The organism is Bacillus sp. DX3.1, from assembly GCF_030292155.1.
In the GTDB taxonomy this organism is placed as follows: Bacteria; Bacillota; Bacilli; order Bacillales; family Bacillaceae_G; genus Bacillus_A.
This window is the reverse complement of record NZ_CP128153.1, coordinates 3,069,913-3,093,901: the sequence shown is the minus strand read 5'-3', so window position 1 is coordinate 3,093,901 and position 23,989 is coordinate 3,069,913. Positions and strand designations below refer to the sequence as shown.

The window sequence follows — 23,989 nt, the reverse complement described above, 5'->3', positions numbered from 1 at the left end:
ATGGTTGACAATTAAGGATTACATTTGTAATATTATTTTATAGATTACAAATGTAATACAAGGGGTGGAATTTTATATAATGAAAGAATTACCTAAAATATCAGAAGCTGAATTGGAAATCATGAAAGTTCTTTGGTCAAAATCTCCTCAAACAGCGAATGAAGTGATTGAAGCGCTAGAGGCAACAATGGACTGGAAACCGAAAACGATTCGAACGCTTATTAATCGATTAGTCCAAAAAAAAGCTGTTTCTTACCATCAAGACACAGGACGTATGTATGCATATTATCCTTTAGTGTCGCAAGATAGTTATCTACAAGTAGAAACGAAATCCTTACTTAAACGTTTCTATGGTGCAGCATTTAAACCTTTACTTGTGAATTTCTTAAAAGAAGAAAAACTATCTTCAGAAGACATTAACGAACTCAAACGTATTCTGGATGAGAAGACTGAGGAAAATCAGAGGAAGGATAGATAATAATGATAGATATATTTGTAAACGTCTATCTACCTCGCTTTTTTGATTGGGTGATAGAAACCTCAATTATGGCCAGTATATTAGTTGGTTTAATCTTATGTGTCAAAGTCTTGCTTAGAAACAAGTTAACCCCACGATGGCAGTACATGTTATGGATGATTTTAATTGTAAGACTTCTATTACCATGGTCACCAGATAGTTCCTACAGTATTTATTCCCTTCTTTCATATAGCTCTGGTGTGTCTGAGATTTTTCAAAAGAATACTACTCCTGCTATACCAAAAGAAAGCGTGTCAGAAGATAAAACGAATCATACAGTAACTACAAAAGAGGATAGTTACAAATCTAGCTCCGTAAATGTAATGAAAGAGAGTGACCAAACAGACAGTAATAAAAAGAAAGAAGATACTACATTTTCCGTTTATAAAGTCACTTTATATACTTGGCTTTTTGGAGTTGTCATTCTAGCAACGATAACTTGTATTATGAATAGACGGTTATTTTCTTACATAAAAAAGCAACCAAATATTACGGATGAAAAAATTGTTGGGATTTTTGAGAACTGTAAAAAATCTATGGTAATTAAGAAGCAAATTCCATTACGGTTGGCTGGAAAAATCTCAAGTCCGACTGTTTTTGGATTCTTTCGCCCGAGAGTATTATTGTCAAGCAGACATATGAAAGTATTGAATGAGCAACAACTACAATATATTTTTTACCATGAGCTATCTCATATAAAACGAAGAGATATAGCTGTAAATTGGCTTATGTATAGTTTAATTATTTTAAATTGGTTTAATCCGATTCTTTGGTATGCCTATTCATGTATGCGAGAAGATCAAGAACTAGCCTGTGATGCATTTGCGCTTACATTTATAGAATCAGAGGAACAAATTGCATATGGACATACAATTATTACTCTTTTAGAACATTATTCAAGTTATTATCAAGCACCGAATCTAGCTAATTTAAATAGAAATAAACGAACGCTAAAAAAAGAATTCTTATGATTACGCAATTCCAAAAGAAATCCTATCGCTGGTCTGCACTTGGAATTATTGCTATAGTTGCCGTTGCGTCTGTTTCTTTACTAAATGCAAGCACAACGGAAGGAGAGGAAAGGAAGAAGGGGCAAGCGATAGAAAAGAAGGAACAATCTAATGATACGGTTCAAAAGGCTGTAGAAACAATACAGGGTACACCGGAAAATGCGAGAAAAGAGTGGGGCATGTCAGAAGAATCATATAAAAGGGATACAGATTTTTTATACTTTGCTGAAAAATGTTTAATAAAAGAGGAATTTGAACAGTACGTACAATTGTTCAAGGAAACTCGTGCGATTCAGAAAAAAGCAATGGTTAAGAGAAATGTATCCGAGGATTATGAAGGAGATACAAAATGGTTTAAGGAGGAACGTTTAAGTCAAGCTGATCTTGAAAGGCTAAAAGAGCTTCATAGAAAATCAAAACCATTTGAAGATAGAGTGGCTGAATCTTTAAAGTTTACTGTAGAGGAAGCTCAGAATCATGTGGACTTCCAAATTAAAAAGCCAGCTTATACAATTGAAGGTTATACGCTAAAGACAGAAGATGTTAGTTATTTCCTCAAAAGAAAGCCGGAATTAATTATCAAATCAGAATATGTTAAAGGAAAAGGTAGTTATACAATTTATCAATCGCAAGTTTTTGGGAAAAGTAAAGACCCATTCGGCCACCTATTCGTTGTGGAAGAAAATATAGAACAGTATGAATTAGAAGGAAATCAGGTATTCTATAGTACTCACACTTCACATAAAAACTTACAAGGTATGAAGATGATCGTTCCTGCAAAAGGAAAGAATAGTGCATATCAGATAGTCATCATAAATCATAGTTTAGACAATCCGGGGGAAGCAGTGTTTGATAGTAATGTAAACAAAGCGGAACTGGAAAAAATAATGCTTTCAATGCTGAAATAATAAAAAGGTGTTTTGAAGGTTTATATCTTAAGAACACCTTTTCTGGTTCTGGTGCATTGTCATCAAGCCAATATTTTGAAGCACCACCAAAACGAAAACTTTATCTCTCGACAGTTATATATGAGAATTATGCTCATTTTTTCGTTTTGGATGTGACTTGTTTTCTTAAGTGGTTCTGGTGCAAAAATCATTTGATAGCCCTTCCAATTGAACAAATTTTCTTTTTCCATACCAATCACACACCCTTTCTAGAGTAATAGTATCAGTATGTCCAAGATTTATAGATTCATTGCAATTATCCTGAAGTTTTTGCACCAGAATCATTTGCTTAGTGATGATGAATAAGGTGTAAATCTGAATACAATATATAGATGAATAATATATAAAGGAGCTCAACTCTCAATGGCAAGAAAATTATTAACACAAAGATTTCCTTTTTTAATTCCTATTAGAATCGGACAACGTAGGCTGTTTAAAAAAATAAGTGACCGTCTTAAAGGTTATAAATTTTCAAAAACATTTGAGCAAAATCCATTACCTTACAGGATTTATAAACATAAATCTTTGCTTATTAGAAAGTTAGGTGATACGGATATACAGCTACAATATAACAAAATCACCAATCTAAAGCTAGCCATCTGCAAAATAAACCAGGTTGTAATTAAACCGGGAGAAACATTTTCATTTTGGCATCTTGTTGGTAATTCTAGTGAAAAGGCTGGATATAAAGAAGGAATTATTCTAATGAATGGCAAAGCGATAAAGGGAATAGGCGGTGGTCTCTGTCAGTTAGGGAATCTTCTCTACTGGATGTTTCTTCATTCAGAATTGGAAACAGTGGAAAGATATCGTCATAGTTTCGACCCATTCCCTGACTATGGACGTGTGATTCCATTTGGAACAGGCGCCACTTTGATGAATGGTATTATTGATCTCAAATTGAGAAACAATTCAAATATTTCCTATCAAGTCAATCTACATCTTGACGAAGAATATATATACGGAGAAATTAGGGCATCTCAGTATCCTCCATATAAGTATTCTATCGTTGAAGAAGATCATCATTTTGTAAAAAAAGTAGATGGTCAAGTATACAGACAAAATAAAGTTTATAAAAAAATAGTTGATCGTGTCACAGGTAACTTAGTTGACAAAGAGCTAGTCATGGAAAATGATTGCTTAGTAAAATATGAAGTAGATGATGAGAAAATTGTGGGTTCTTTATAGACAAGGATTTTCACTCATCTAAAGATATTTGAAAAAACTGCGTAGATAATTTTAAAATAAAATCTTCCAAGGCAAAAAAATATGGTTGAAGTGGATTTTTTTATAAAAATACTAAGTCGAATGTAAGCAGTAAGTATTATTTCACACATCGCAATAGCAAGGGCCCTAGGGTAAGACCAAGATCTGAAGGGACTTTCATAGGTCTCTAGATACATTGACTACTGATAAGTGGTGTTATGTTAACTGAATATGAATATTATGTTTTAAGATATACTAGAATGAAATTCATTTGAATTTTATTTACATAGTGTAAAATTAAATCATCAGAATAGAATGATTATATGAAAAGGAAAAGTAAACAATAAAGAAATGTACAATTCACCTATATTTAACACTTTTCGGAATCATATATAGCTTTATTGTTAAAGGAGGAGGTGAAAAATTTGCAAAAGAAACGAATAGTAATTCTATGTTTGTGTTTTTCTATTCTTTTAATATTATATATTTCCCAAAAAGGGTACAGTGGCAAATATATACGATGGGGTGACACTGTAAATTCTGTTAATACAGATATACTTGAAGAAAATAACATTCCATATAAAGTTAAGGATAATAAAGTATATATTCCTGAGGATGCCTTTAACAAGGCAATATATTGTTGTTCCTAGTCCCTGCATAATGTGTAGGGATTTTTTCATAAAGAAAAGACACCCTCATGAGTGCCTCTCTTTGACTTGAAACCACTTTAATTTTAATAATATCGCTTTAGGTAAATTATATCATATTAATCTATATTGTTTGTCGAGAAGTAATCGTCTTAAAAATATGCTTAACGTTGTAAACCCGCATTTTTCTGACGATACCCCTTTATTGATAATGCTTTGAATGTATACTTTTCTTGCAAACTTTGAAGATATCAGGGGGATTGGGATGAGGTTAATGCTTATGTGAAAATGAATGTAAACTAATATACTAAAGTTTATATTCATCTTTATTTGCTTAATATCCATATTTTGAATGTGTAGTATATGATAAATACTGTAAACTGGTTATCACTCTGGTTTCTCCTAACTATGCGAAAAATAAGATCGAGAATCTCGATCTTATTTCTTTTGCTCTTAAATCCCTAAAAATGTTTAATTTATATTTATTATACTCTTACCCCTATATATGGAAATGGTGTATACTACTCTGAGTAATTTTATAGATATAGGAGAGTTTATTTATTGATATGGAGATGAGAAGGTTACATAACATAATAGAAAAGAAAAAGAAGGACTTGATTCAACTTGTTACGCATAATTGTTAATACAAAAGTGACCGGTGACAATAAAAATGGTGATTATATGGAAAAACAATTTAACATGTAGCGAGAAGTAAATCTCGATGTTAAAGTAAAAGATTTACTCTGTATGGCCGAAATGCTACCGGATTAGCCCCCATCGTTTGGACACAGACAACCTTATTCGTCCTTTTTCATACGTTTACACAGGTGTTGATTATTCAGTTTCAGACAAATCACACCCATATAAACGTTTGTAGTTTCTTAGGAACGTTTGAAAAATAAGCTGCCATTCTACGCCGAGTTCTGTTTCCAACAACTGACGAGTAAAACGAATGAAGCTTGTTCCTTGAATCAACAGGTATTGATGACGCTCTTCATGTAAGGTTTTCAGCACAATATACGCAAGAAGAAGCGTCGCATAAAGCTGGTTAAACACGGCGTTTTCCGTGCTTCCAAACATTGATCAAGGCTCTATCATCTCTGAAGCCGCTGAAAAAGCAGGAATATCACGAATGACTCTCTATCGAAAAGCAAACTCAAATATATAAATCACGAACCTCGTTGACATTCAACGAGGTTTTACTTTTATTACTATCTATTTTGCGTGTGGTGTCAGCTTCGCGGGTACTCCCCCATACCCATCAAGCTAATATTTTGAAGTGTCCTCACAACGAAAGTTTTATTATTTTATAGTTATTTATGAGAATGCAACTCATTTTTTTCGTTTTGGGGAGCAACCAATTTCTTAACTTGATGGTGATGGGGCGGTAACCCCTAGAAGCTATAAAATCGCCTATAACAGACGTTCAAATTACATTTTTTTGAAGTGTGGCCCATGAAACTTAGAATCGTTCACGTACCTCTTAATGAAGCAACGAAAAAAGCCTAATTTCTCAATTTTAATACTGAGAAATTGGGCTTTTTAATATTAGAATTTCCTTAATGTAGTGGAATGGGCTGTTTCTAATTTACTGTAAACATCCAAGTAACTCCATATTTATCCTTCACAGAACCATGTAGTTTAGAAAAGAATGTTGGTTGGAGATCATTACGAATGGCTCCACCCTCTTTAAGTATGTTCCATGCGTTAATAGCACGTTCCTCAGAATCAAGATCCACACTGATGCACACTTTTTCAGAATCTTGAAAATCTCGATTCCCATCAGAACCCATAATATATCCTGATTCTGTTAATTTCAAATGTGCATGTAAAACAAGGTTTTTATCACTTTCATTAACAGGAAATTCAGGGTTAGGCGGCATATCACCATATTTTTGAATAGCAACCATTTCTCCATCAAAAGCTTTTTGATACATTTTAAAAGCCTCTTCGCATTCTCTATTAAACATTAAATAGGGTTTAATCATTTTACCGTCTCCTTCTTTAAATAGTATAGGTTACCTTTGGTGCTTCAATTACAAAAGCTTCTTAACCTACTTGAACAAGCACACTGATATTATAACCGAACATTAGTTCTTTATTCGATAACAAGTTGCAATTGATTTAAAAATCAACCTCGTATTTTCAGCAGTGGGTGTTCCAAGAGGTAGAGGAAAAATCAAGCGATTCTTTTTAAGTATCAACCAATTATTTTTACAGGACTTACCTGGTTATTTAGGGAATGGTACGAACGAGTCTCTACTTACTTTTAAAGAGCTAGATGGGGTCACTATATCATTCTGGGAAAATTGTACGTTAAGGACTAAAAACCCTTACTATGACAGCGTTTTTAGAGGATATTTATGTGTTCATAAAGGGGTAGAGTCGCCATCAAGTTAAAAAATTGGTTGTACCCTAAAGCGAAAAAAGTGAACTTAATTCTCATAAATGTAGAAAGAAAAAAATTCGTTTTGTTGCATTTCAAAATCTTAAGTTGATGGATGTGGGGTACCGTCAGGAAAATGCGGATTTACAACGGTAAGCTTATTTTCAAGACGATTCTCCCGTTTTTAACAACTGTAGCCTTGGAATAAAGTTTGATTAAATTAACTTAATAAATCTTGATTCAATTGAATATAAAAAAGTTTGATAAATTAAAAGGGAATTTCCCCAATTCCCTGGCCCTAATTTGATACTAATAGAACAGTTCTAATCATATTCTTATAATAGAAAACAATAAAAAGGGGTGTAAAGTTAGTTGATAAAAGTTAAGGTTAGTTTACGACCCATTGTAAGTAAGATAAATTTACCCACCGTTTTGAAAACAACTATACTTCCGGGTGACTCAATTGAAAGATTATTTATTGCAACCCAGGTAGGAGAGATCTTTTACATAGGAAACGGAGTTATAAGGACTTTTTTAGATATTCGCCCGCGAATCATAAAATTAGGTAATTCTGAACTAGGTGTTTCTGGTAGTGGATATGATGAACGGGGATTGCTAGGGCTAGCGTTTCATCCAGAATTTTATTATAACGGTCTGTTTTATCTTCATTATTCAGTAGCTGCAACACAAGGTCCAGGGGCTCTTCCTGAATCTTTTAAGCCTAACCCGTGTGATCCCAGAACTTTAAACCTAAGGTGGATAAATAGAGAAACTCAATATGATCATATTGATACAGTTGAAGAATGGATTTTACAATCGAATGGTCAACCTCAAAAACGACGGACATTACTTAACATAAGAAGACCATTTTTTAATCATAATGGTGTCAATAGCTTAAACTTTTCACCTGAAACCGGAAAACTTGTTTTAACAACCGGAGATGGTGGAGCAGGCTATGATCCATTTAATTTAAGTCAGGACGATATGGAGATAGCTGGTAAAATAATTGAAATTGATGTAGTTAAGAATACATTTATCTATAATCCCCCCGTAGTCACACGTTTTAATGAACTTCCCGCACCTATTCAGGAAACGCTTACGGTAATTGCCAAAGGGGTTCGCAATATACCAGGCATTTCATTTCAAAGGTTTTATAATCAGTATATCAAATATGTGGGAAATGTCGGACAAGATTTGGTAGAGTCGATTTTTTCGTTCGTTCATTATAAACCAATACCGGTTACTCAGCTTATTCAAGCTTCTTTAATGAGATCTAAACCTGACCAAGAAGGATTTATTAACTTTGGCTGGCGAGGGTGGGAAGGTGCTTTTCCTACTTCGTTTATAAGGGGCTGTTCTGCAAATCCGACTTTGGATGAGAAAACAATTGCTTATTACAATGAATCAGTAAAAACTTCAGTGAGGCGTCTTCAGCCTTTAACTAGTTATTTTCATAAAGATCCCCGACCCGATAAGTTTGGAGGAACTGCACTTACAGGAGTCCAGTCATATATGGGGAATGGAATCCCCAATTTAACGGGAAGCGTCGTGTTTACCGATCTTGCCCAGAATGAAGAATCTCGACCTCCGGTTAGAGGGGTTTTAGCTTATACCAGGGTAAGTACAGATTGTAAACCAAATGATTTTAGTGTTATTGAAACCGATTATAATTTTGGGTCTCAATCAGCTTATTATGTTAATTTGGGAACGAATCTGGATCAAACCAGACTATATTTAGGGGTTTATGGCTCTATGAAAGTGACTGATTTTAACCAAGGTACTGTTTTTGAAATTGTTCCATGATTTATAACTATAAAATTCGACGGCTGGAGTATTTGTCATTTATATCCTAATGGAACCAAGATATCTTCTGGCTTTAAAATTCTTTCAATTGTATCAGTACGATACATCGTATCCCCCCTAGAAAAAGCTTCTATTTTTAAATATTCATAGAGGAGAAGTCCTCATTCCAATTGATTACTAACAGGCAATGCCGCATAAAACGCAAGGGAATGAATAGTATAGAAAGTGACGAATTGGATATTTTAGGGGGTGTTTTAATCAATCGGTTTGTTCGTTATTGGTATCAATCGATGATAGAGACAGATGTAAACTATGTTCATGTAAGAAAGATGACCCTTGCAACCAAGTTAGTTATTACAGCCTTATTGAGTACATTTGCCACTATGTTTCAATCAGCGGGGGGCTTTATGCCTGGTATAGGCTTTCTGATTAGTTTTCTAGCGACATTACCAATTTTTTTAGCTACTTGCTTTTCTATCCGTCAAGGAATCCTCTCTTATACCCTTACGATTTTCCTTTTATTTATTATTCAGCCGAGTGAACTAATTATCTTTCCCTTTACAACAGGTTTATTAGGTATAGCGATGGGTGTGGCCTTTTTACAATGGAAGAGGAGAATTGTGGTTGTTTCCTTTTCATCAATATGTCTACTTACGGGTATTATGCTGATTCTGTATGTATTCCGTTTTCCAGTGCTAGGCCCTACTGTTGATACAACTATGGATTCAAATGTTATTGCAATAACATTTATATTGAGTTTTCTTTACTGCTGGATCTTCGCGGAGCTTTGTAGAATACTTATGAATAGATTGTGTCAGGCATTGCCTTAAAAGTTGAGCAAAATCTTTTAGAGAAAAGTATCCTAAATCTCGAATACATAAATCTCCTGATCGTAAGGTATCCAAACAATCTGTACCAAAGGTTTTATCATTATTTTTACCTGGCTCCATTTGAAAATTGAGGAATTTTCCACTATGTAAATCATACTCTAGCTGAATTTTAATACCGGCTGTTTGTGCACAGCCTCCTGAACCAGGATAAATAGGAGCCAAATGATTGGGGACTTGAAAAATAGTAGCATCTAAAATACGTATACGTTGAAAATAAGAAGTATATCGGTTTCGGATTTGAGACGAATCGTTTAGTTGACTTTTGACTAAAAGGGAAAATACACGCTGTAGAAATAAAACAGCGCATCGGTTAAAACGTTGATTAAGTCCTTCTGGACTCATAAGTGTAGCTGTATTTGCATAAAGCTGACTACATAATCGAGTAAGGGAACTACTTGCTACATGTTGACTGATCCAAATACATAAAGCAGCTAAATCTCATGCTCCATACTTACTTTTACGTTTTACAAAACCTGTCTCTCGTGCGAGTTGTTTAAGAATATGTGGAGACAGATATCTCTGTAATTCTTCGGCCAATAAGCGAAACTCGTCTTGAATCGATAGATTCATATAAAAACGCCATCCTTTCTATATATTTCTACAAAAAGTATAGCGTTCTTTGCTAAGTATGGGTATAAATTGATCTTAGGGTGACGGGAATGTAACGATACCTCTATTATAATTTAAATAAAGAACTTACCTTCAACTACTTTTTTACCAGTACCACCAATATAAAGTTCTATATCTTTTTCTTTTTTAGATATAAACAGTTCTATTAAACAAGGCATTTTTACAATCGTACCTTGCTCAGCTCGAAGATGAATACACTTTTGTTCATTATAATAATTTTTGGCAAGATATGCTCCAACAGCAGCGTTCCCCATTCCACAAGCAGGATCTTCCATACCTTCCCTAGGGCACAGGTTTCTAGTGTGGAAATCAAAATCTTCTCCATAAGTATCAAATGTAAATATTTGCACTTCACGAACACCCAAATTCTCACACAACTCTTGTAACAATTGAACATCACGTTTAACTGACATTAATATACTTAAAGAATTTACCGCTATCACTAAATATTTCACACCTAAGTCAATCGTTTGAATCGGAAAATTGAAAACAATATCTGCTTCATTAATTCCCAAAGTATTAGCGATTGTCTTTTTGTTTATTATTGGTGAAATAAACTTAGGAGCGCTTTGCTTCATTTTTACAAGCACTTGATTTCTAACGTTTTCAATAACAACTTCACGTATTCCATTTTGAGTTTCAATTTGATATATTTTCTTTTTACTAGGATCAATTTTCTTTGAATTCACTAGTGCCATAAATGCTGCTATTGTTGGATGTCCAGCAAGCGATACTTCTTTATTAGGAGTAAAATAACGAAATAGAAAATCCGCATTATAAGAGGGATAGACAAATACTGTCTCCACAAGGTTTATCTGCTTAGCGATGTTTTGCAAAGTATTATTATCTAAACCACTGGGATTTAAAAAAACAGCAGCGGGATTTCCAGTTAAATTTTCACCAGAAAAGCTATTGATTACCATAAATTCTTTTTCCAACTTAATTCTATACCTCCAATATTTAATCTATAAAACTAATTTTAATATAAACTAATTCCTGTTTTAATGGTCTAAATTATTGTAAAGAATTTTCTGAACCTGTACATACTAGTAGAATTATAAAATTTTCGTTTGGGGGGAATCCAAAATCTTAGCTTGATGGGCATGTATGGTGACCCCTATTAGGTGTCGTTTACAATTGTACCGTGTCGGACAATCAAGCAGCTTAATAAAAAAGTGAAACCCGTTAGGGTTTATTTGATATGCAAAATTTCCAATGATCTACACTGATTTTTAGAAAAAGAAAAAATTTTCTTCTGAAACTGACCTTTCCTAACCTTAGCTTGATAGCGATGCAGTCCTAGGAAAATGCTTTTGTATTTTCTGATTAAAATGAATGTTATGATTTTTTTCTTGTGCACACCATTTTCATTTATTAATATAAATATAAGGAAAATAATTATCTAAGCCCATACATTGGTTGTAGAAAATTATTTTCCTAGATGGATGAGAATCTAGCAAATACAGGAGGGGTATGTGTGTTATCAAAGTGGAAAGTAGGAATTACAGCATCAATTCTTGCACTAACGACATTTACAGCGGCGGTATCCGCTGAAGAAAAACCTGTGGATCAGCCAAAATGGCAAGAATGGGTTGGGGGGCATGCCAAAAAATTAAAGGAACCAACTGCTCATACGTATGAGGATTTATCATTCTTGAAAGAAACGATACAAGACAAACGTTTTGTTCTCCTTGGTGAATCAACACATGGTTCAACAGAAATGAACCAATCAAAGATTCGTATAATCAAGTATTTACATGAAGAAATGGGTTATGATGTAATTGCATTTGAATCAGGATTTGCAGAAATGAATACAGTGTATCAAAACCTAGATAATTTAACAGCTGAACAAGCGATGAAGAAATCTATTTCTGATGTATGGTCTACAGAAGACGTGGAAGAATTATTTCAGTACATAAAGGAACAAAAGGAAAAAGGGACACCCCTTATGTTAACGGGGTTTGACATACAAATCCCGTATGAAATTGAAAATTTTCCATTTGCAACCTTTGCTTACGAATGGATTGAGAAGTTGAATCCTGAAGTAGCTAATTTACTTACAGAAGCTGAAGGTGACATCTTTAAATATCATTCTGTGTCTTCCTATAAAGAGTTTCAAGCAATGCAGACACCCCTTATAGACAAATATGAAAGGATAAAAGAATTTATCCAACAACATAAGGATGAATTACGACAAGTGGCACCTAAATCATCATATGATGTAAATCTTTTAGAAAAGACAATTAGTATTCGTATTGATTCGCTTAAAACATATATGTCAAATCAAATGAAAGAGACGTATAGCATTCCATTTGACTACACTATTTACAATAATTACTCATTATATTCACGTGACCAAAAGATGGCTCAAAACCTAGCATGGCTTAGTGAAATACAATATACAGGTAAAAAAATAATGGTATGGGGTCATAATTATCATATTCGAAAACAAAATTCTAAAATGATACAGGATATTAGTAATACTCATAAATACGGATTTGTAGGCCCCAATATGATAGATTACCTACCAAAACATATAAAGGATCAGATGTATGCCATTGGTTTATTTGCGTATAGCGGGAGTAGCCTAAATTCTGAGGATAATAAAACAATTGTGTATGTAAAGGAGAAACATGAATCCAATAGTATCGAAGAAATTTTGAAAGTTGCGCAACATCCACAAGTATTTATAAATTTAAAAGGTGAGAAAAATCGTCCTGAAACATCTTGGATGTATACGCCAATAATTGCACAACATTGGGGAAATACGGATGAAATTATGATTCCAAATCAACAGTATGATGGCATTCTATGGCTAGAACATATTACACCTTCTCGGATCAAGTAAAATAAAAAAGTGCGCCATCTTATCTCAATGGCGCACTTTTTTATACAAATCATTTAGAAGAATGTATTTATTCCATGCCGTGTATGTAGAAGCCCTGAGTGAATCAGGGTAAGGATGGTGTTTCATTAAAATCTCTTAAGTTGAGGAGCATGTAAGGTGACCCCAATTGGATCATTTAATGGAATAAGTGATAGTGTAGGTTTGTGATGGAACACACTATCACTATAAGGACTTTCGGAGAAGAAAACTTTAAAAAAATAAAGAAAAAAGGGAGAATTATATAGGAAAATATGGTATATTTATAGAGTCTGAAAATTCACTCTATAAATCGAGGAATCTTTGTTAAGGGAGGCGTTCATTATGACAAATATAAATGTTTTTAATATGTTTAATTACGAGGGGATAACGCCTAATTAATAAAAAATGTTTAGCGTTTCCCCAAATTCGAAAGGGGAATATTTTTGAATAACGTTAATGTGAAACTTGAAGAATTAAATTCAGAAAACTGGTATGAATGTTGTAAATTAGAATTATCAGAGGAACAAAAAAATTATATTGAACCAAATGCAATTTCAATAGCTCAATCAAAGTTTGAAGCAACATTAAAACCTTATGCTATCTATTTCGAAGAAAAAATAGTAGGTTTTTTAATGTATAATTCTGTAAGAGAAGAACTCGATGGTTATTGGGTATATAGAATAATGGTTGATAAGGATTTTCAAGGTAAGGGTATAGGTAAAGTTGCAACTAAGTTAATGATCTTAGAGATGGCTAAATTACTTGATGCGAAAAGAATTATTGTAGGTTATAACCCAGAGAATAAGGCAGCTCATCATTTATATTCAAGTTTAGGATTTGTTGATAATGGTGATAGATTTGGAAAAGAAATGGCTGTTATCAAAAATATAAAAGACTAATAAGATAATTCGAGAAAGACAAAAGAAAGGAACCAAAATGGTTCCTTTCTTTTTACGCTTACAATATTTTATTAAAAACATAGATGAGTGAGTAACAGGATTGCTGTCATAGATGGCAAAGTAACTTTTGAAATATAAAATTTAAAGTCTGAAAGAAGGCTTTTTTATTACTAATTTTTTCCTTACAGGCGTACCGCTCATCACTATCAAGCTAAGGTTATGAAGTGCCCCCTAAATGAAAATTTTTATCTAGCTACAGTTATTTTAAAAAATTCAGCTCATTTTTTTAAATTTTGGGTACAACGAATTTCTTAAGTTGATGGGCATGTATAGTGACCCCCACATGTAGATCCACCCTCTAATTTTTAGAAGTTCTATAGTTTTTATTGATGATATCTCGCATGTCTCTGATAAAGAATAGAATGAATAATACACCTATGATTCCGCTAATCCAAAAATATGTATTTCCCGTCGTGAATTTGTCATAGAAGGTATAGGCATTCCAAATTATAAGGATTACTGAACATATAGTAGACGTTACTAATGAACCTAAACTTCTCATTATTGTCACCTCAGTTCAAAATTTTATTATTTCTATACAATTATACATTTAAATATATAGAATTTAAAGAGTTGTAAATAGAAGAGAGTGATTAAAAGTTAAAATGAGATTAGCATAAGGAGGAGTTCAAACAATATAGGGGTACGGAAACGATTCAGGGTATGAGGGGCCACTTTGGAAAAATATTCAATAATAAAAATTGTAGGAATTGATAAGTCCTACGATTTTGTGATTAGAATTCTCTAATATTAATTGCAAAATGAGGCTTAAATCTCACTTCAATAGCCTTTTTTTCTTCTATACATTGAATATGAAGCGTATCATTACGAGAATAGACTCGTTCCACAGACTCCATATTAGTATCAAATATACGTCTGTCTTCATAGAGCATTTTTAAATTAACAGTATTTTCATAGACTGACATAATCATTACTAATTCAAATCCTAAATTATCCACTTTACTATACTTATATACAGCAGCACCAGGAATAATAAAATCTTCAGGTTCACTCTCAAATATTTCTAATAACTCATATTTATCATATTTAATATCCAATTTTTCAACCTACTTTCTGCACCAGAATGTTATAGCTGTACTGTTAGAATATAATAGTTTTTATTGTTTTTTCTTTGCGGGAACAACTGTAACAACATCCCCTTTATCATTAATAACAACGCAACCATCTTCTCTAATATACTTCCACGTACCAGGCTTGTCACCTGGAACACGAGAACCAGTTTTGATAATATCTTCAACTACATTAGGGATCATACCACGAGGATCAACCTTAGATAATTCCTCCATGTAGTTATCTGACCCAAACTTATATCCTTTTTTTTCAGCTCTTTCACGCGCTCTCTTAGTAAGTTCCGCTCTAACTTCTATAGTATCGGGAGCCATTCTTTCTAAAGCATGCTCAGAGTACTTACGGCCATTGATAGAGCCTCCTCCTCTTGGCATACTCCATCCTATACCAGAAGTTCCTTTCGTTGCTTTTTCTAGATTTTTAGCTTATTGCTTCCTTCAAATTTTTTAGTTGGTTAGGAGGAAATACTAGTTCTTGATTTTTTTGATATAAATTTAGAAAAGAATGAGTGAAAAGGGCTTTGTTTCTCGATAATTCTATTGAACTGGGTACTTTTTGATCAAATATGAGAGAATCTGTTGTTCTAACATATCCCACTTCCCCCTGATACTTAACTTTATACCACATACCATACTTTTCAATTACCTCAAGTACTTCGCCATCTTTAACACGCTTAGATTCTACAATAAATTTAGTTTCTGGTTTAGGATATACTCTCTTAATAAAAGATTGTAAGATGATCCATCCTCTATCCATTTCCCCGTACTCATTAAAATGAAATTCTTTTCCCTTATATGTCAGAGGTCCTGTTTTAATTTCTCCGTTAGTACTTAAATAAAACTTATCATCTACTGTATCCAGCCAGTTCTTGCTGTTCCTGAATCATCCAAATAATGTGTTTTCCCATTAATGATTTGATAAGAAAAGAGTGATTTTCCACTACTATCAATGTAATAGTTTTTCCCCTCAAGCTCTAACCAGCCAGTATGTTTGACGCCTGGTTTATCGAAGTAGTACTTTTCATTTCCTTCTTGTACCCAGCCAATCTTGTTTGAATCAAAGTTCTCTGCTGCGAATGCAAGAGAGGGAGCAAATGTAGAACATAATAAAAATAACGAAAGTATAATACCTGTAAGCTTCCTCATTTATTCATCTCCTTTTGAAATATATAATTGTTATAGTCTTACAATTATATATAATATTACTAAATTTATTTTAACATATATAAATTTAGTAATATTAAATCGTGTCCATCGCTTCAATAGGGTGTACTCAATTGAGACGAAGAGTCTTAGATTTTAAATAGATACCATATAAAAAACAGTTCAATTAGAGTGTTTTCGCTTCAAAAAAGTAAGAAAAATACAGGGATTCTATTTTTTACAGATGTGGCGGGTCAGTATACGAATCGTTTCCGTACCCCATGTTGGGTTTTCTAATGAAAATCAACTGTGTAACCCTTGATTTGGATTTAATTTCCAGAGTGGTACCTCATTCTCTGAATCGTTCACATACCCCATCGCCATCAAGTTAACGAGAAATAAATACAGGTATATTTATAAAATTGCTTGTTACTCCCTGAAAAAATAAAAAATCGAAAAAAACTGCATGATAAATAACCCTTACGGGCTAGATTTTTTAAAATATATCATTTCTTACTTGGATAGATGTTGTTCGTATGCAATACCTAAAATATCAAACACCGTTTTCTTTCGATATCGATGCGATTTCCGTCCATTTTTATCAAGTAAATGGAACAAGCGAAGAAAACTTTTTGTTAACTGGATCGATTGAAGTTGTATATGGCGATATAATGTTCGAAAGTAATCGTGAATCATATACATGGCTTTCCATTCACTTAACTCTTTTTGTTTCTTGACCAGTAATAATTGCCTCATTTGAAACATCACAGTAGAGGATAATAAGAGCGCAATTAACTTTCCATAGATATGACACTCTAACCGTTCCTTTTTTACATTTGTATTGTGATGAATATGAAAAATAGATTTCCATGTTTTAAAAATGATTTCGATTTGCCAACGAAGGGAGTAGAATTCATGAATGGCTTCTTTTGAGACATATTCCGATGGAATATTGGTAACGTACACATTGATTCCTTGCAGTTTTTTGGTTCGATCGCTAAAAGTCATATTCTTCTTTTTCTCTTTGTATGCACGATCTTTTCTACGTTGTGCTTCTTGCTCAGGGGTTAGTCTGTAAATCACGGCTCGTGCTGGAAGTCCATAACTCCGACCGATATAAACAACAGGAATTTCATAACATTCACCCGGCTGTAACTGATTCATGATGGCTTCTAAGTCAATCATTGTGTATTGATATTTTTTCTTAATGGATCCGTTTTTAAAGGTAAGAACATGCTCATTTTTTTGAAATATTTTGGTGTTCATTTTTAATCGAGATAAATAGTACGCCCCTTTTTGTTGGATTGCATCTAAATCAATTAAACTAAAATACCCTAAATCTCGTATGCATAAATCTTGTAAATCAACAGTATGTTGAATCTCTTTCCCATAATTCACATCATTTTGTTTACCTGGCCCCACTTCAACATGTAAAAATTGCCCACTCAGCAAATCGTATTCTAACTGTATTTTTACGCCAGAAGCCTTTCCACTTCCTCCTGAACCAGGATAAGCCGTCGCAAGTTGATCCGAGACTTGAAACGTGGTGGCATCTAAAATCCGAATACGACGAAAATATGCTGAAAAAGAGGAATAGAGAGATGTCATGGATAACAATTGTTTTTGTAATAACTGTGAGAATAAAGAGCGTAAAAATTCCACTGCTTGTGCATTCAACCTTAGATTTAGTCCTTCTGGACTCATCAGGACGCCGGTTTCTGATTCCAAATTTCCACATAGTCTAGCCAGAGAATAACTCGCAATGTCTTGTCCCATCCCAATACATAAGGCAGATAAATCTTGTGCCCTGAATTTACTGTTACGTTGAACAAACTGAGTTTGTTTGGCAAGCTCTGTTAATGCTTGTGGTGAAAAGACGCGTTGTAATTCCTCTGAAAGCAGTCGAAACACTTGAGAACTAGATAGTTTTTTCATAAATATCCCTCCGCTTTTTCTTAAATTTTATACAATAGAAAGAAAAAGGAAAGAGGGAAGCAGACATGTATCCACTAGGTTCTAAAGAACGTCCTATCATCGTAAAGGTTTCGTCTAAAGCAAGAGCAGAGAAAGTGGCTGCGATTTGTGAGGCATACAATTTTTACTACATAGTTGGACTAGAATTCAACGAAGATGTGACGGATTTAAAAAAAGCAATCAAAGATTGCTCAAGGCCAGCAAATATTTATGAGAGTTGTTCATGTAACAGTGGGAAGAGGTACAAGTTTTGTTGTATGAACAAAGAAATTGAGCTGGATATATAAAACAAGATACCCTCATTTTTTTCGATTTGGGGGTATCTCGTTTTTCTTAACTTGATGGCGATGTTCACATACCCCCAAAACGGTTAAACTTTATTACAACCGGTTAAACTTTATTTCAAATCCACACCCAATTAGGACGCAGTAATCAATGTTTCTATGATTTCGCTTGTGCCGTCTGTATAGCGAACAACTGAATATACACAATCTATCGTTTTGATCACGTATTCAAATTTGATTTCCTTAACTGGCACCCTCTTGGTGTTGTGGAGCTTTATGTCGCGACGATATGGCTCTTTGTGACGCTGACAAATAAAAAAAGACCGGGTCGCGAAACCCCCGGACTAATTCAGTATCAAACCACGATCTTAATCTTCGGTCTAACTTTGATTGCAATCAATCTTTGCACTATCGTGTCCCGTTAGTGCAATACCTTTGTAATATGTTTCACCACGTTGTTTGTAACAGAGTTAACGACTCTCATTCGAACGATTCAGCGATTTCATGCACGTTACCAAACGGATCAACGAAAGCAGCATATCGCCCTTGAGTTGGTTTATCATGCAAAAATTGAATACCCTTTTCCTTCATTTCCTTATAAATTTGCTCAACAGATACGACCTCAAACACCAAAACTGTTCTAGCCTCGTTTGAATAATCTCCAATTTCTTTGGTCTTTTCACACTTAAAAGCTATAAGCTGACAGCCGTCAAGGGCAAATACAAGCTTATTTTCTTGCTCTAACAATGTTTGCAAACCCAGCAATTCAGAATAAAACCATCTCGCCTTTGTCATGTCATTGACGAAAATCATTATATGTCCTAGTTTCATAAGGCTATGCTGCCCCTTCACTTTTTTAAGGATACCATTTTTTATGGTTCATGCAGAATCTTTGCTAATGATTATTTAAAGTATTCGCGAATTGATTAACACATCCTGCCCGTTAGTTTAATAAATGGCGAAAAGGGACCGATTTAATTATAACGGGGTTCAGCCGAGATACGTGTATTAACTATACTAAATAAAAACATAGTCCTTATAGTTCTTTAAGTAGGGGTACCGCCACACATCCATCAACTTAAGGATTTAGACTATTCTTGAAGTTAAAAGCACGTTACTATTCTCTTATGTTAATGAGAAAGGATGACGTGCTTTTTATGAATATGCATCAAAAACAAGAGTTGTCTTTATTTGCTGAAGAGTTATATCGATATATGTCTCCCGCTACACTTAATCAATTAGCTATAGAAGCAGGCGGAATGAAACGAAAACGGAAATGCCATGGGCACCATTTTTTATCTTTATGTGTATGGTTAAATCAACAAATCGCTACTACCTCTCTTACTCAACTTTGTAGTCAATTAGAAACTTCAACAGGAATTTTATTAAGTCCTGAGGGACTTAATCGACGATTTAACTCGGCTTCTGTAGCCTTCTTTCGAACTGTATTTACTACACTTCTACAAGCTAAAATTGGGGGATTATCTAAGATTTCTCATTCTCTTTCTGCTTACTTTGAGCGTATTCTTATCCTTGATTCTACAACATTTCAAGTGCCGGATCGATTTGTATCTACTTATCCTGGTGCCGGAGGATGTAGTCATAAAGCTGGTGTGAAAATTCAACTAGAGTATGACTTGTTGAGTGGAGAATTTTCTGATGTGAAAATTGAACCAGGAAAACGAAGTGATCAGGCGTATGGTGCGACTCGAACAGGCATGGCACAAAAGAATGAACTATATATTCGTGACTTAGGATATTTTCGTTTACAAGACTTTAAGTCTATTCAAGATAAGCAAGGATATTATTTATCACGTCTTAAGTTACCAACTAAGATATATAGAAAAGAATTCGAAACAGTCGTGTTTAAAACAAAACCCGCTCAACTGAGGCCGGTATATATACAAATTCATTTGGAAGACATCATGAACCAATTACAACCTGGCCAAGTGTATGAATTACATGATGTATATGTAGGGAGCAAAGACAAACTACCTACTCGCATTGTGGTTTATAAATGTACGGAGGAGCAAAAACAAAAACGCCTACGTGATCGAGCTATTCGTGAAAAGAAAAAAGGAATTACATATACAGAGCGTACGAAACTTTTACAAGGAATTACGGTATATATGACAAACATTCCTACGGAATGGGTACCAAAAGAGAAAATCTATGATTTATATTCACTACGTTGGCAAATTGAACTGTTATTTAAAATATGGAAATCCTGGTTTCAAATTCATCGTTGTAAATCTATTAAACAAGAGCGATTAGAATGTCATCTTTATGGACAACTCATTAGTATCCTATTATGTTCTTCTACAATGTTTAAGATGAGAGAACTCCTGTTACGTAAGAAACAGAAAGAGCTAAGTGAATATAAAGCGATGTACATAATTAAAGATTATTTTTCACTTTTTTACCAAGCATTACACAAAAACACCCAAGAGCTATCAAAGGTTCTCCTTCGTCTGTTTAACCTCCTACAGCGCAACGGACGAAAATCTCATCGATACGAGAAAAAGACAGTCTTTGATATTTTGGGTGTTGTGTATGAGTATACCACTTCTACTCATCAGGTAGCATAGTAAAAAAATTCAAACCCGTCAGGGTTTATTTGATATGCCTACTTTTATAACATCTATAAACGATAATAAAATACTACGTGAAAAAACCGCGTTTTGTATAAAAATATACCTTAAGTTGATGGATGTGGGGTACAGCCACATGCCCATCAAGCTAATATTTTTTATTACCCCCATAACGAAAATTTTATGCATCGTTGACTACTGATAATGAAGCGTTATGTAAACTTAACATGAATACCTTATGCAATCAAAATACCTTTCATCATTTATATTCTTGATGTGGTACAATCTGGATAAAAGGTAGAGGGAGATAGACAATGGAAGAAATCATTAAAGAGATTGTTTCCCCAAGCAAAAGATACAAAGTTCAAGTTATCAAACGAAATGATGGTTTTTTCACTACAGAAGTTTTTGCGTGGTTTGAGGATTACGGATATGAGTATTGGGCTCCTATTAAGCAGGGATTATCGTTAATTGATACAGAAAAACATGCCATAGCCATAGCAATGGAACACTTAAAAGTGTATTCAGGTGAGAATGATTAGTGGGTGTGGACTACACTCCTCTCCGAACAGGGGAGGGGGTTGTTGTATTTAAATAAAAGGTTTATAGGAACTAAATTTTTAGAAAGAAGGAATTACAAATGATTGAGGTATGCTCTAATTGTGGATCTAAAGAGATTGGACAAGGTTCATTAGATGCGCAGGCATGTTTAAGACCGAGTAATACAGGTAAACACTTTGGTCAGTTTTCAAGAGTTATTGCTGATGTTTGTACAGAGTGCGGTACCATTTTATCTATGAAAGTAAAATACCCAGAGTATTTTAAAACGAATAGATAACAACTTCCGCTAACGAGAATTATGTAAACCACTAAAGGAGCAGGTTTATTTAACAAGAACGAGTAGCTATTTTCTTCGTGATATTTTTGTAACATTCGTAATAATAGTTTTAAGAAATAGAAATTGAGCTTTAATTCTAACTGTATCTCTAAGCGTTTGGTTGGATTTTCAGAAAGAGTAAGGTAAATACTTTTAAAATAATATAAAAGGAAAATTAGGTACCTTTATGCGTGTTAAATTAGCATAAATAGGCATATGTAGAGAGTTCAAACTTATTTGGATTTAAAGTATTGTTAACCCCGATGAAACACGAATCATTCTAATTGTTAGTACAATTAGAATGTAAGATTTAATTGGAAAGAAGGGGTTATTGTGAAAGAAATAATTAGTAGTTATGAAGATTTATTGGATATGTTAGATTCATTATTGCGTGAACCAACTCAATTTTGGGATGATTTTTATTCTAATCGTGAAAAAGGAGTTCCCTTTTTTACTAATAAACCAGATGAGAACTTAGTTAATTATTTCGAGAAAAAATTACTTAATCCAGGAAAAGTTCTTGAACTTGGATGCGGTCCAGGCAGGAATGCAATTTACTTTGCTGAAAAAGGATGCTTAGTTGATGCAGTAGATCTATCACAGGAATCAATTCAATGGGCAATCGAACGGGCAAAAGAAAAAAATGTAAATGTAAATTTTATTTATAACAATATCTTTAACTTACAAATTGAAGAGGGTACATACGATATTGTGTATGATTCAGGATGCTTTCATCATATTGCTCCACACAGAAGAATGAGTTATATAAATTTGGTGGAAAAGGCTTTAAAACCAGGTGGTTATTTTGCAATCACTTGTTTTGTTCAAGGTGGAGAATTAGGTGGGGCAGATATAACAGATTGGGAAGTGTACAGACTACAAAGTCTTAAAGGGGGCTTAGGTTTTACAGATGAAAAGCTGAGAACTATCTTTAAAGACTTTTCTGAAGTAGAAATACGTAAGATGCAAGAAATAAAACAATCGAATGAAGTATTTGGTGTCTCTGCACTATGGACAGCCTTATTTATGAAAAAAATTACTGAATAGCAAAAAAATTTAACAAGATAATTCATAAAAATGTCCCCAAAAACATATTCCAAAAGTGCATGTGGAAATTTGATGATTATTATATATGTGGAATAGCATAAGAGCCTGTTTGCATGTTCCATCCGCTTTTATGTACAATAAGAAAAAGAGATGATATAGACAGGAAGAGGAAACCCATATCTAACCAATTAGTGAATTTACGAATTGATTTTGCCTTTAAACAATTATTTGGTACAAATGGTAGTGAAGATATCTTACTTACATTTTTAAATGCTATGTTAGCGGATTCTTTAGAATCACCTATTGCTTCACTGCAATTAGAAGACCCACATTTACACCGTGAACATGAAGATGACAAACTTTCGATTTTGGACGTATCAGCCACATTAGATACAGGAACAAAGTAAATGTCGAAATTCAGTTAAATAATAATCACGATATGATCAAACGTAGTTTGTATTATTGGGGGAAACTATACACCTCACAACTACAAAAAGGTATGCCATACAGTGCGCTTCACAAAACAATTACCATCAACTTACTAAACTTCGTGATGTTTCAAGAATACGAGGATTTTCATACCACAGGGAAACTATGGAACATACAGCAACAAAAACCTCTCAGCGATGACATAGAAGTACATGTTGTGGAGATTCCAAAATTGATGCAACAGTGGCGTGAAGAAAAGGTTAACCCGTAGGAAGATTCTTTTGTCCGTTGGATGTTACTATTACCAGCAAATGAAGATGAGCATTTAACTCAAATATTGGAGGATATTGCCATGAACCAAGATCCTATTTTACAAAAAGCAATGAATAAATGGGAGCGTATGAGTCAAGATTCTTCTTTCCGCCAAGCTTATGAAGCAAGGGAAAAAGCTTTAATGGATGAAGCGGCAAAGTTTGCTCATGCGCGCAAAGAAGGGCTTCAAGAAGGGCTTCAAAAAGGAATGGAACAAGGCGTGCAACAGGGGGGAATTCAAATGATTCAAGGTATGCATGAACTTGGTGTACCACTTGAAACAATTGCAAAAGCAAGTAAGTTAAGTGTGGAGGAAGTAGAACGTATTTTGAAATTAAAGTAAGTACCTAAAAACATACAGAACTTGTGTTAGATACAAATTT

Annotated in this window: 22 protein-coding genes and 5 pseudogenes; 16 read left to right on the top strand and 11 right to left on the bottom strand. The window is 33.9% G+C overall.

All coding sequences use genetic code 11. From position 1 onward, the window contains the following. The first annotated feature begins 76 nt into the window (after positions 1-76). The 4 genes and pseudogenes from QRE67_RS15375 (at position 77) to QRE67_RS15360 (ending at position 4,330) form a co-directional block, all read left to right on the top strand. Positions 77-478, top strand: coding sequence for a BlaI/MecI/CopY family transcriptional regulator (locus tag QRE67_RS15375; protein ID WP_483298709.1), 402 nt, complete (start codon positions 77-79; stop codon positions 476-478). A gap of 2 nt (positions 479-480) precedes the next feature. Next, positions 481-2,435: pseudogene (locus tag QRE67_RS15370) on the top strand (M56 family metallopeptidase). Positions 2,436-2,837: 402 nt separating this feature from the next. Next, positions 2,838-3,662 (top strand): VanW family protein, encoded by an 825-nt coding sequence (locus QRE67_RS15365; RefSeq protein ID WP_286121036.1) that lies wholly within the window; start codon positions 2,838-2,840, stop codon positions 3,660-3,662. A 443-nt stretch (positions 3,663-4,105) separates the two neighbouring features. Next, on the top strand, positions 4,106-4,330 hold the full coding sequence (locus QRE67_RS15360) for a hypothetical protein (RefSeq protein WP_286121035.1): 225 nt from the start codon (positions 4,106-4,108) through the stop codon (positions 4,328-4,330). Between the two features lie 831 nt (positions 4,331-5,161). Here the strand turns inward: QRE67_RS15360 and QRE67_RS15355 are convergent. Further along, complete coding sequence (locus tag QRE67_RS15355; protein ID WP_286121034.1) at positions 5,162-5,407, bottom strand: hypothetical protein; 246 nt, start codon at positions 5,405-5,407, stop codon at positions 5,162-5,164. On the opposite strand from QRE67_RS15355, the gene QRE67_RS15350 reads away from it, so the two are divergent. After that, positions 5,394-5,495: a helix-turn-helix domain-containing protein gene (locus tag QRE67_RS15350; protein ID WP_286121033.1), complete on the top strand. Its 102-nt coding sequence runs from the start codon at positions 5,394-5,396 to the stop codon at positions 5,493-5,495. The genes QRE67_RS15355 and QRE67_RS15350 overlap by 14 nt on opposite strands. Before the next feature lie 415 nt (positions 5,496-5,910). Here the strand turns inward: QRE67_RS15350 and QRE67_RS15345 are convergent, their stop codons facing one another. After that, positions 5,911-6,315 (bottom strand): VOC family protein, encoded by a 405-nt coding sequence (locus tag QRE67_RS15345; RefSeq protein WP_286121032.1) that lies wholly within the window; start codon positions 6,313-6,315, stop codon positions 5,911-5,913. Between the two features lie 121 nt (positions 6,316-6,436). Here QRE67_RS15345 and QRE67_RS15340 point away from each other — a divergent pair. The 3 genes and pseudogenes from QRE67_RS15340 to QRE67_RS15330 form a co-directional block, all read left to right on the top strand. Beyond that, positions 6,437-6,610, top strand: a pseudogene (locus tag QRE67_RS15340) (Mu transposase C-terminal domain-containing protein); the annotation flags it as partial. 475 nt (positions 6,611-7,085) lie between these two features. Then, on the top strand, positions 7,086-8,516 hold the full coding sequence (locus QRE67_RS15335) for a PQQ-dependent sugar dehydrogenase (protein WP_286121031.1): 1,431 nt from the start codon (positions 7,086-7,088) through the stop codon (positions 8,514-8,516). A gap of 257 nt (positions 8,517-8,773) precedes the next feature. Then, positions 8,774-9,346: a YybS family protein gene (locus tag QRE67_RS15330; protein ID WP_286125296.1), complete on the top strand. Its 573-nt coding sequence runs from the start codon at positions 8,774-8,776 to the stop codon at positions 9,344-9,346. A gap of 3 nt (positions 9,347-9,349) precedes the next feature. Here QRE67_RS15330 and QRE67_RS15325 read toward each other — a convergent pair. Continuing rightward, a pseudogene (locus QRE67_RS15325) lies at positions 9,350-9,976 on the bottom strand (IS4 family transposase); the annotation flags it as partial. Between the two features lie 113 nt (positions 9,977-10,089). Then, complete coding sequence (locus QRE67_RS15320; protein ID WP_286121030.1) at positions 10,090-10,974, bottom strand: PhzF family phenazine biosynthesis protein; 885 nt, start codon at positions 10,972-10,974, stop codon at positions 10,090-10,092. A gap of 539 nt (positions 10,975-11,513) precedes the next feature. Here QRE67_RS15320 and QRE67_RS15315 point away from each other — a divergent pair. Together QRE67_RS15315 and QRE67_RS15310 are read left to right on the top strand one after the other, a co-directional pair. Beyond that, the gene (locus QRE67_RS15315) at positions 11,514-12,884 is read left to right on the top strand and encodes an erythromycin esterase family protein (RefSeq protein ID WP_286121029.1); all 1,371 of its coding nucleotides are present in this window, start codon (positions 11,514-11,516) and stop codon (positions 12,882-12,884) included. A gap of 461 nt (positions 12,885-13,345) precedes the next feature. Further along, a complete protein-coding gene (locus QRE67_RS15310; RefSeq protein ID WP_286121028.1) occupies positions 13,346-13,801 on the top strand; it encodes a GNAT family N-acetyltransferase in 456 nt (151 codons plus the stop codon). A 358-nt stretch (positions 13,802-14,159) separates the two neighbouring features. Here the strand turns inward: QRE67_RS15310 and QRE67_RS15305 are convergent, their stop codons facing one another. The 6 genes and pseudogenes from QRE67_RS15305 to QRE67_RS15280 all read right to left on the bottom strand — a co-directional run bounded on the left by QRE67_RS15305 (position 14,160) and on the right by QRE67_RS15280 (position 18,027). Next, entirely contained in the window at positions 14,160-14,363 is a 204-nt protein-coding gene (locus QRE67_RS15305; protein WP_286121027.1) for a hypothetical protein, read from the bottom strand. Positions 14,364-14,595: 232 nt separating this feature from the next. Next, the gene (locus QRE67_RS15300; protein ID WP_286121026.1) at positions 14,596-14,919 is read right to left on the bottom strand and encodes a hypothetical protein; all 324 of its coding nucleotides are present in this window, start codon (positions 14,917-14,919) and stop codon (positions 14,596-14,598) included. Positions 14,920-14,979: 60 nt separating this feature from the next. Further along, positions 14,980-15,372 (bottom strand): annotated as a pseudogene (locus QRE67_RS15295) (hypothetical protein); the annotation flags it as partial. After that, on the bottom strand, positions 15,371-15,706 hold the full coding sequence (locus QRE67_RS15290) for an SH3 domain-containing protein (protein WP_286121024.1): 336 nt from the start codon (positions 15,704-15,706) through the stop codon (positions 15,371-15,373). The gene QRE67_RS15290 and the pseudogene QRE67_RS15295, both read right to left, overlap by 2 nt. A 92-nt stretch (positions 15,707-15,798) precedes the next feature. Continuing rightward, positions 15,799-16,095 (bottom strand): hypothetical protein, encoded by a 297-nt coding sequence (locus tag QRE67_RS15285; RefSeq protein WP_286121023.1) that lies wholly within the window; start codon positions 16,093-16,095, stop codon positions 15,799-15,801. 510 nt (positions 16,096-16,605) lie between these two features. Then, a complete protein-coding gene (locus QRE67_RS15280; protein ID WP_286121022.1) occupies positions 16,606-18,027 on the bottom strand; it encodes an IS4 family transposase in 1,422 nt (473 codons plus the stop codon). Between the two features lie 65 nt (positions 18,028-18,092). Here QRE67_RS15280 and QRE67_RS15275 point away from each other — a divergent pair, with 65 nt between their 5' ends. Then, entirely contained in the window at positions 18,093-18,353 is a 261-nt protein-coding gene (locus QRE67_RS15275; RefSeq protein WP_286121021.1) for a DNA-binding protein, read from the top strand. A gap of 477 nt (positions 18,354-18,830) precedes the next feature. Here the strand turns inward: QRE67_RS15275 and QRE67_RS15270 are convergent, their stop codons facing one another. Further along, positions 18,831-19,181 carry a VOC family protein gene (locus QRE67_RS15270; RefSeq protein WP_286121020.1) on the bottom strand — a complete coding sequence of 117 codons (351 nt, stop codon included), beginning with the start codon at positions 19,179-19,181 and terminating at the stop codon, positions 18,831-18,833. Between the two features lie 326 nt (positions 19,182-19,507). Here QRE67_RS15270 and QRE67_RS15265 point away from each other — a divergent pair, with 326 nt between their 5' ends. From QRE67_RS15265 to QRE67_RS15245, 5 genes and pseudogenes are all read left to right on the top strand, one after another. Next, on the top strand, positions 19,508-20,938 hold the full coding sequence (locus QRE67_RS15265; RefSeq protein WP_286121019.1) for an IS4 family transposase: 1,431 nt from the start codon (positions 19,508-19,510) through the stop codon (positions 20,936-20,938). A gap of 317 nt (positions 20,939-21,255) precedes the next feature. Next, positions 21,256-21,483, top strand: coding sequence for a hypothetical protein (locus QRE67_RS15260; RefSeq protein WP_286121017.1), 228 nt, complete (start codon positions 21,256-21,258; stop codon positions 21,481-21,483). Positions 21,484-21,581: 98 nt separating this feature from the next. Continuing rightward, complete coding sequence (locus QRE67_RS15255; protein WP_286121016.1) at positions 21,582-21,779, top strand: hypothetical protein; 198 nt, start codon at positions 21,582-21,584, stop codon at positions 21,777-21,779. Between the two features lie 372 nt (positions 21,780-22,151). Continuing rightward, complete coding sequence (locus QRE67_RS15250; RefSeq protein WP_286121015.1) at positions 22,152-22,865, top strand: class I SAM-dependent methyltransferase; 714 nt, start codon at positions 22,152-22,154, stop codon at positions 22,863-22,865. 176 nt (positions 22,866-23,041) lie between these two features. Continuing rightward, positions 23,042-23,949: pseudogene (locus tag QRE67_RS15245) on the top strand (Rpn family recombination-promoting nuclease/putative transposase). Positions 23,950-23,989: the final 40 nt, after the last annotated feature.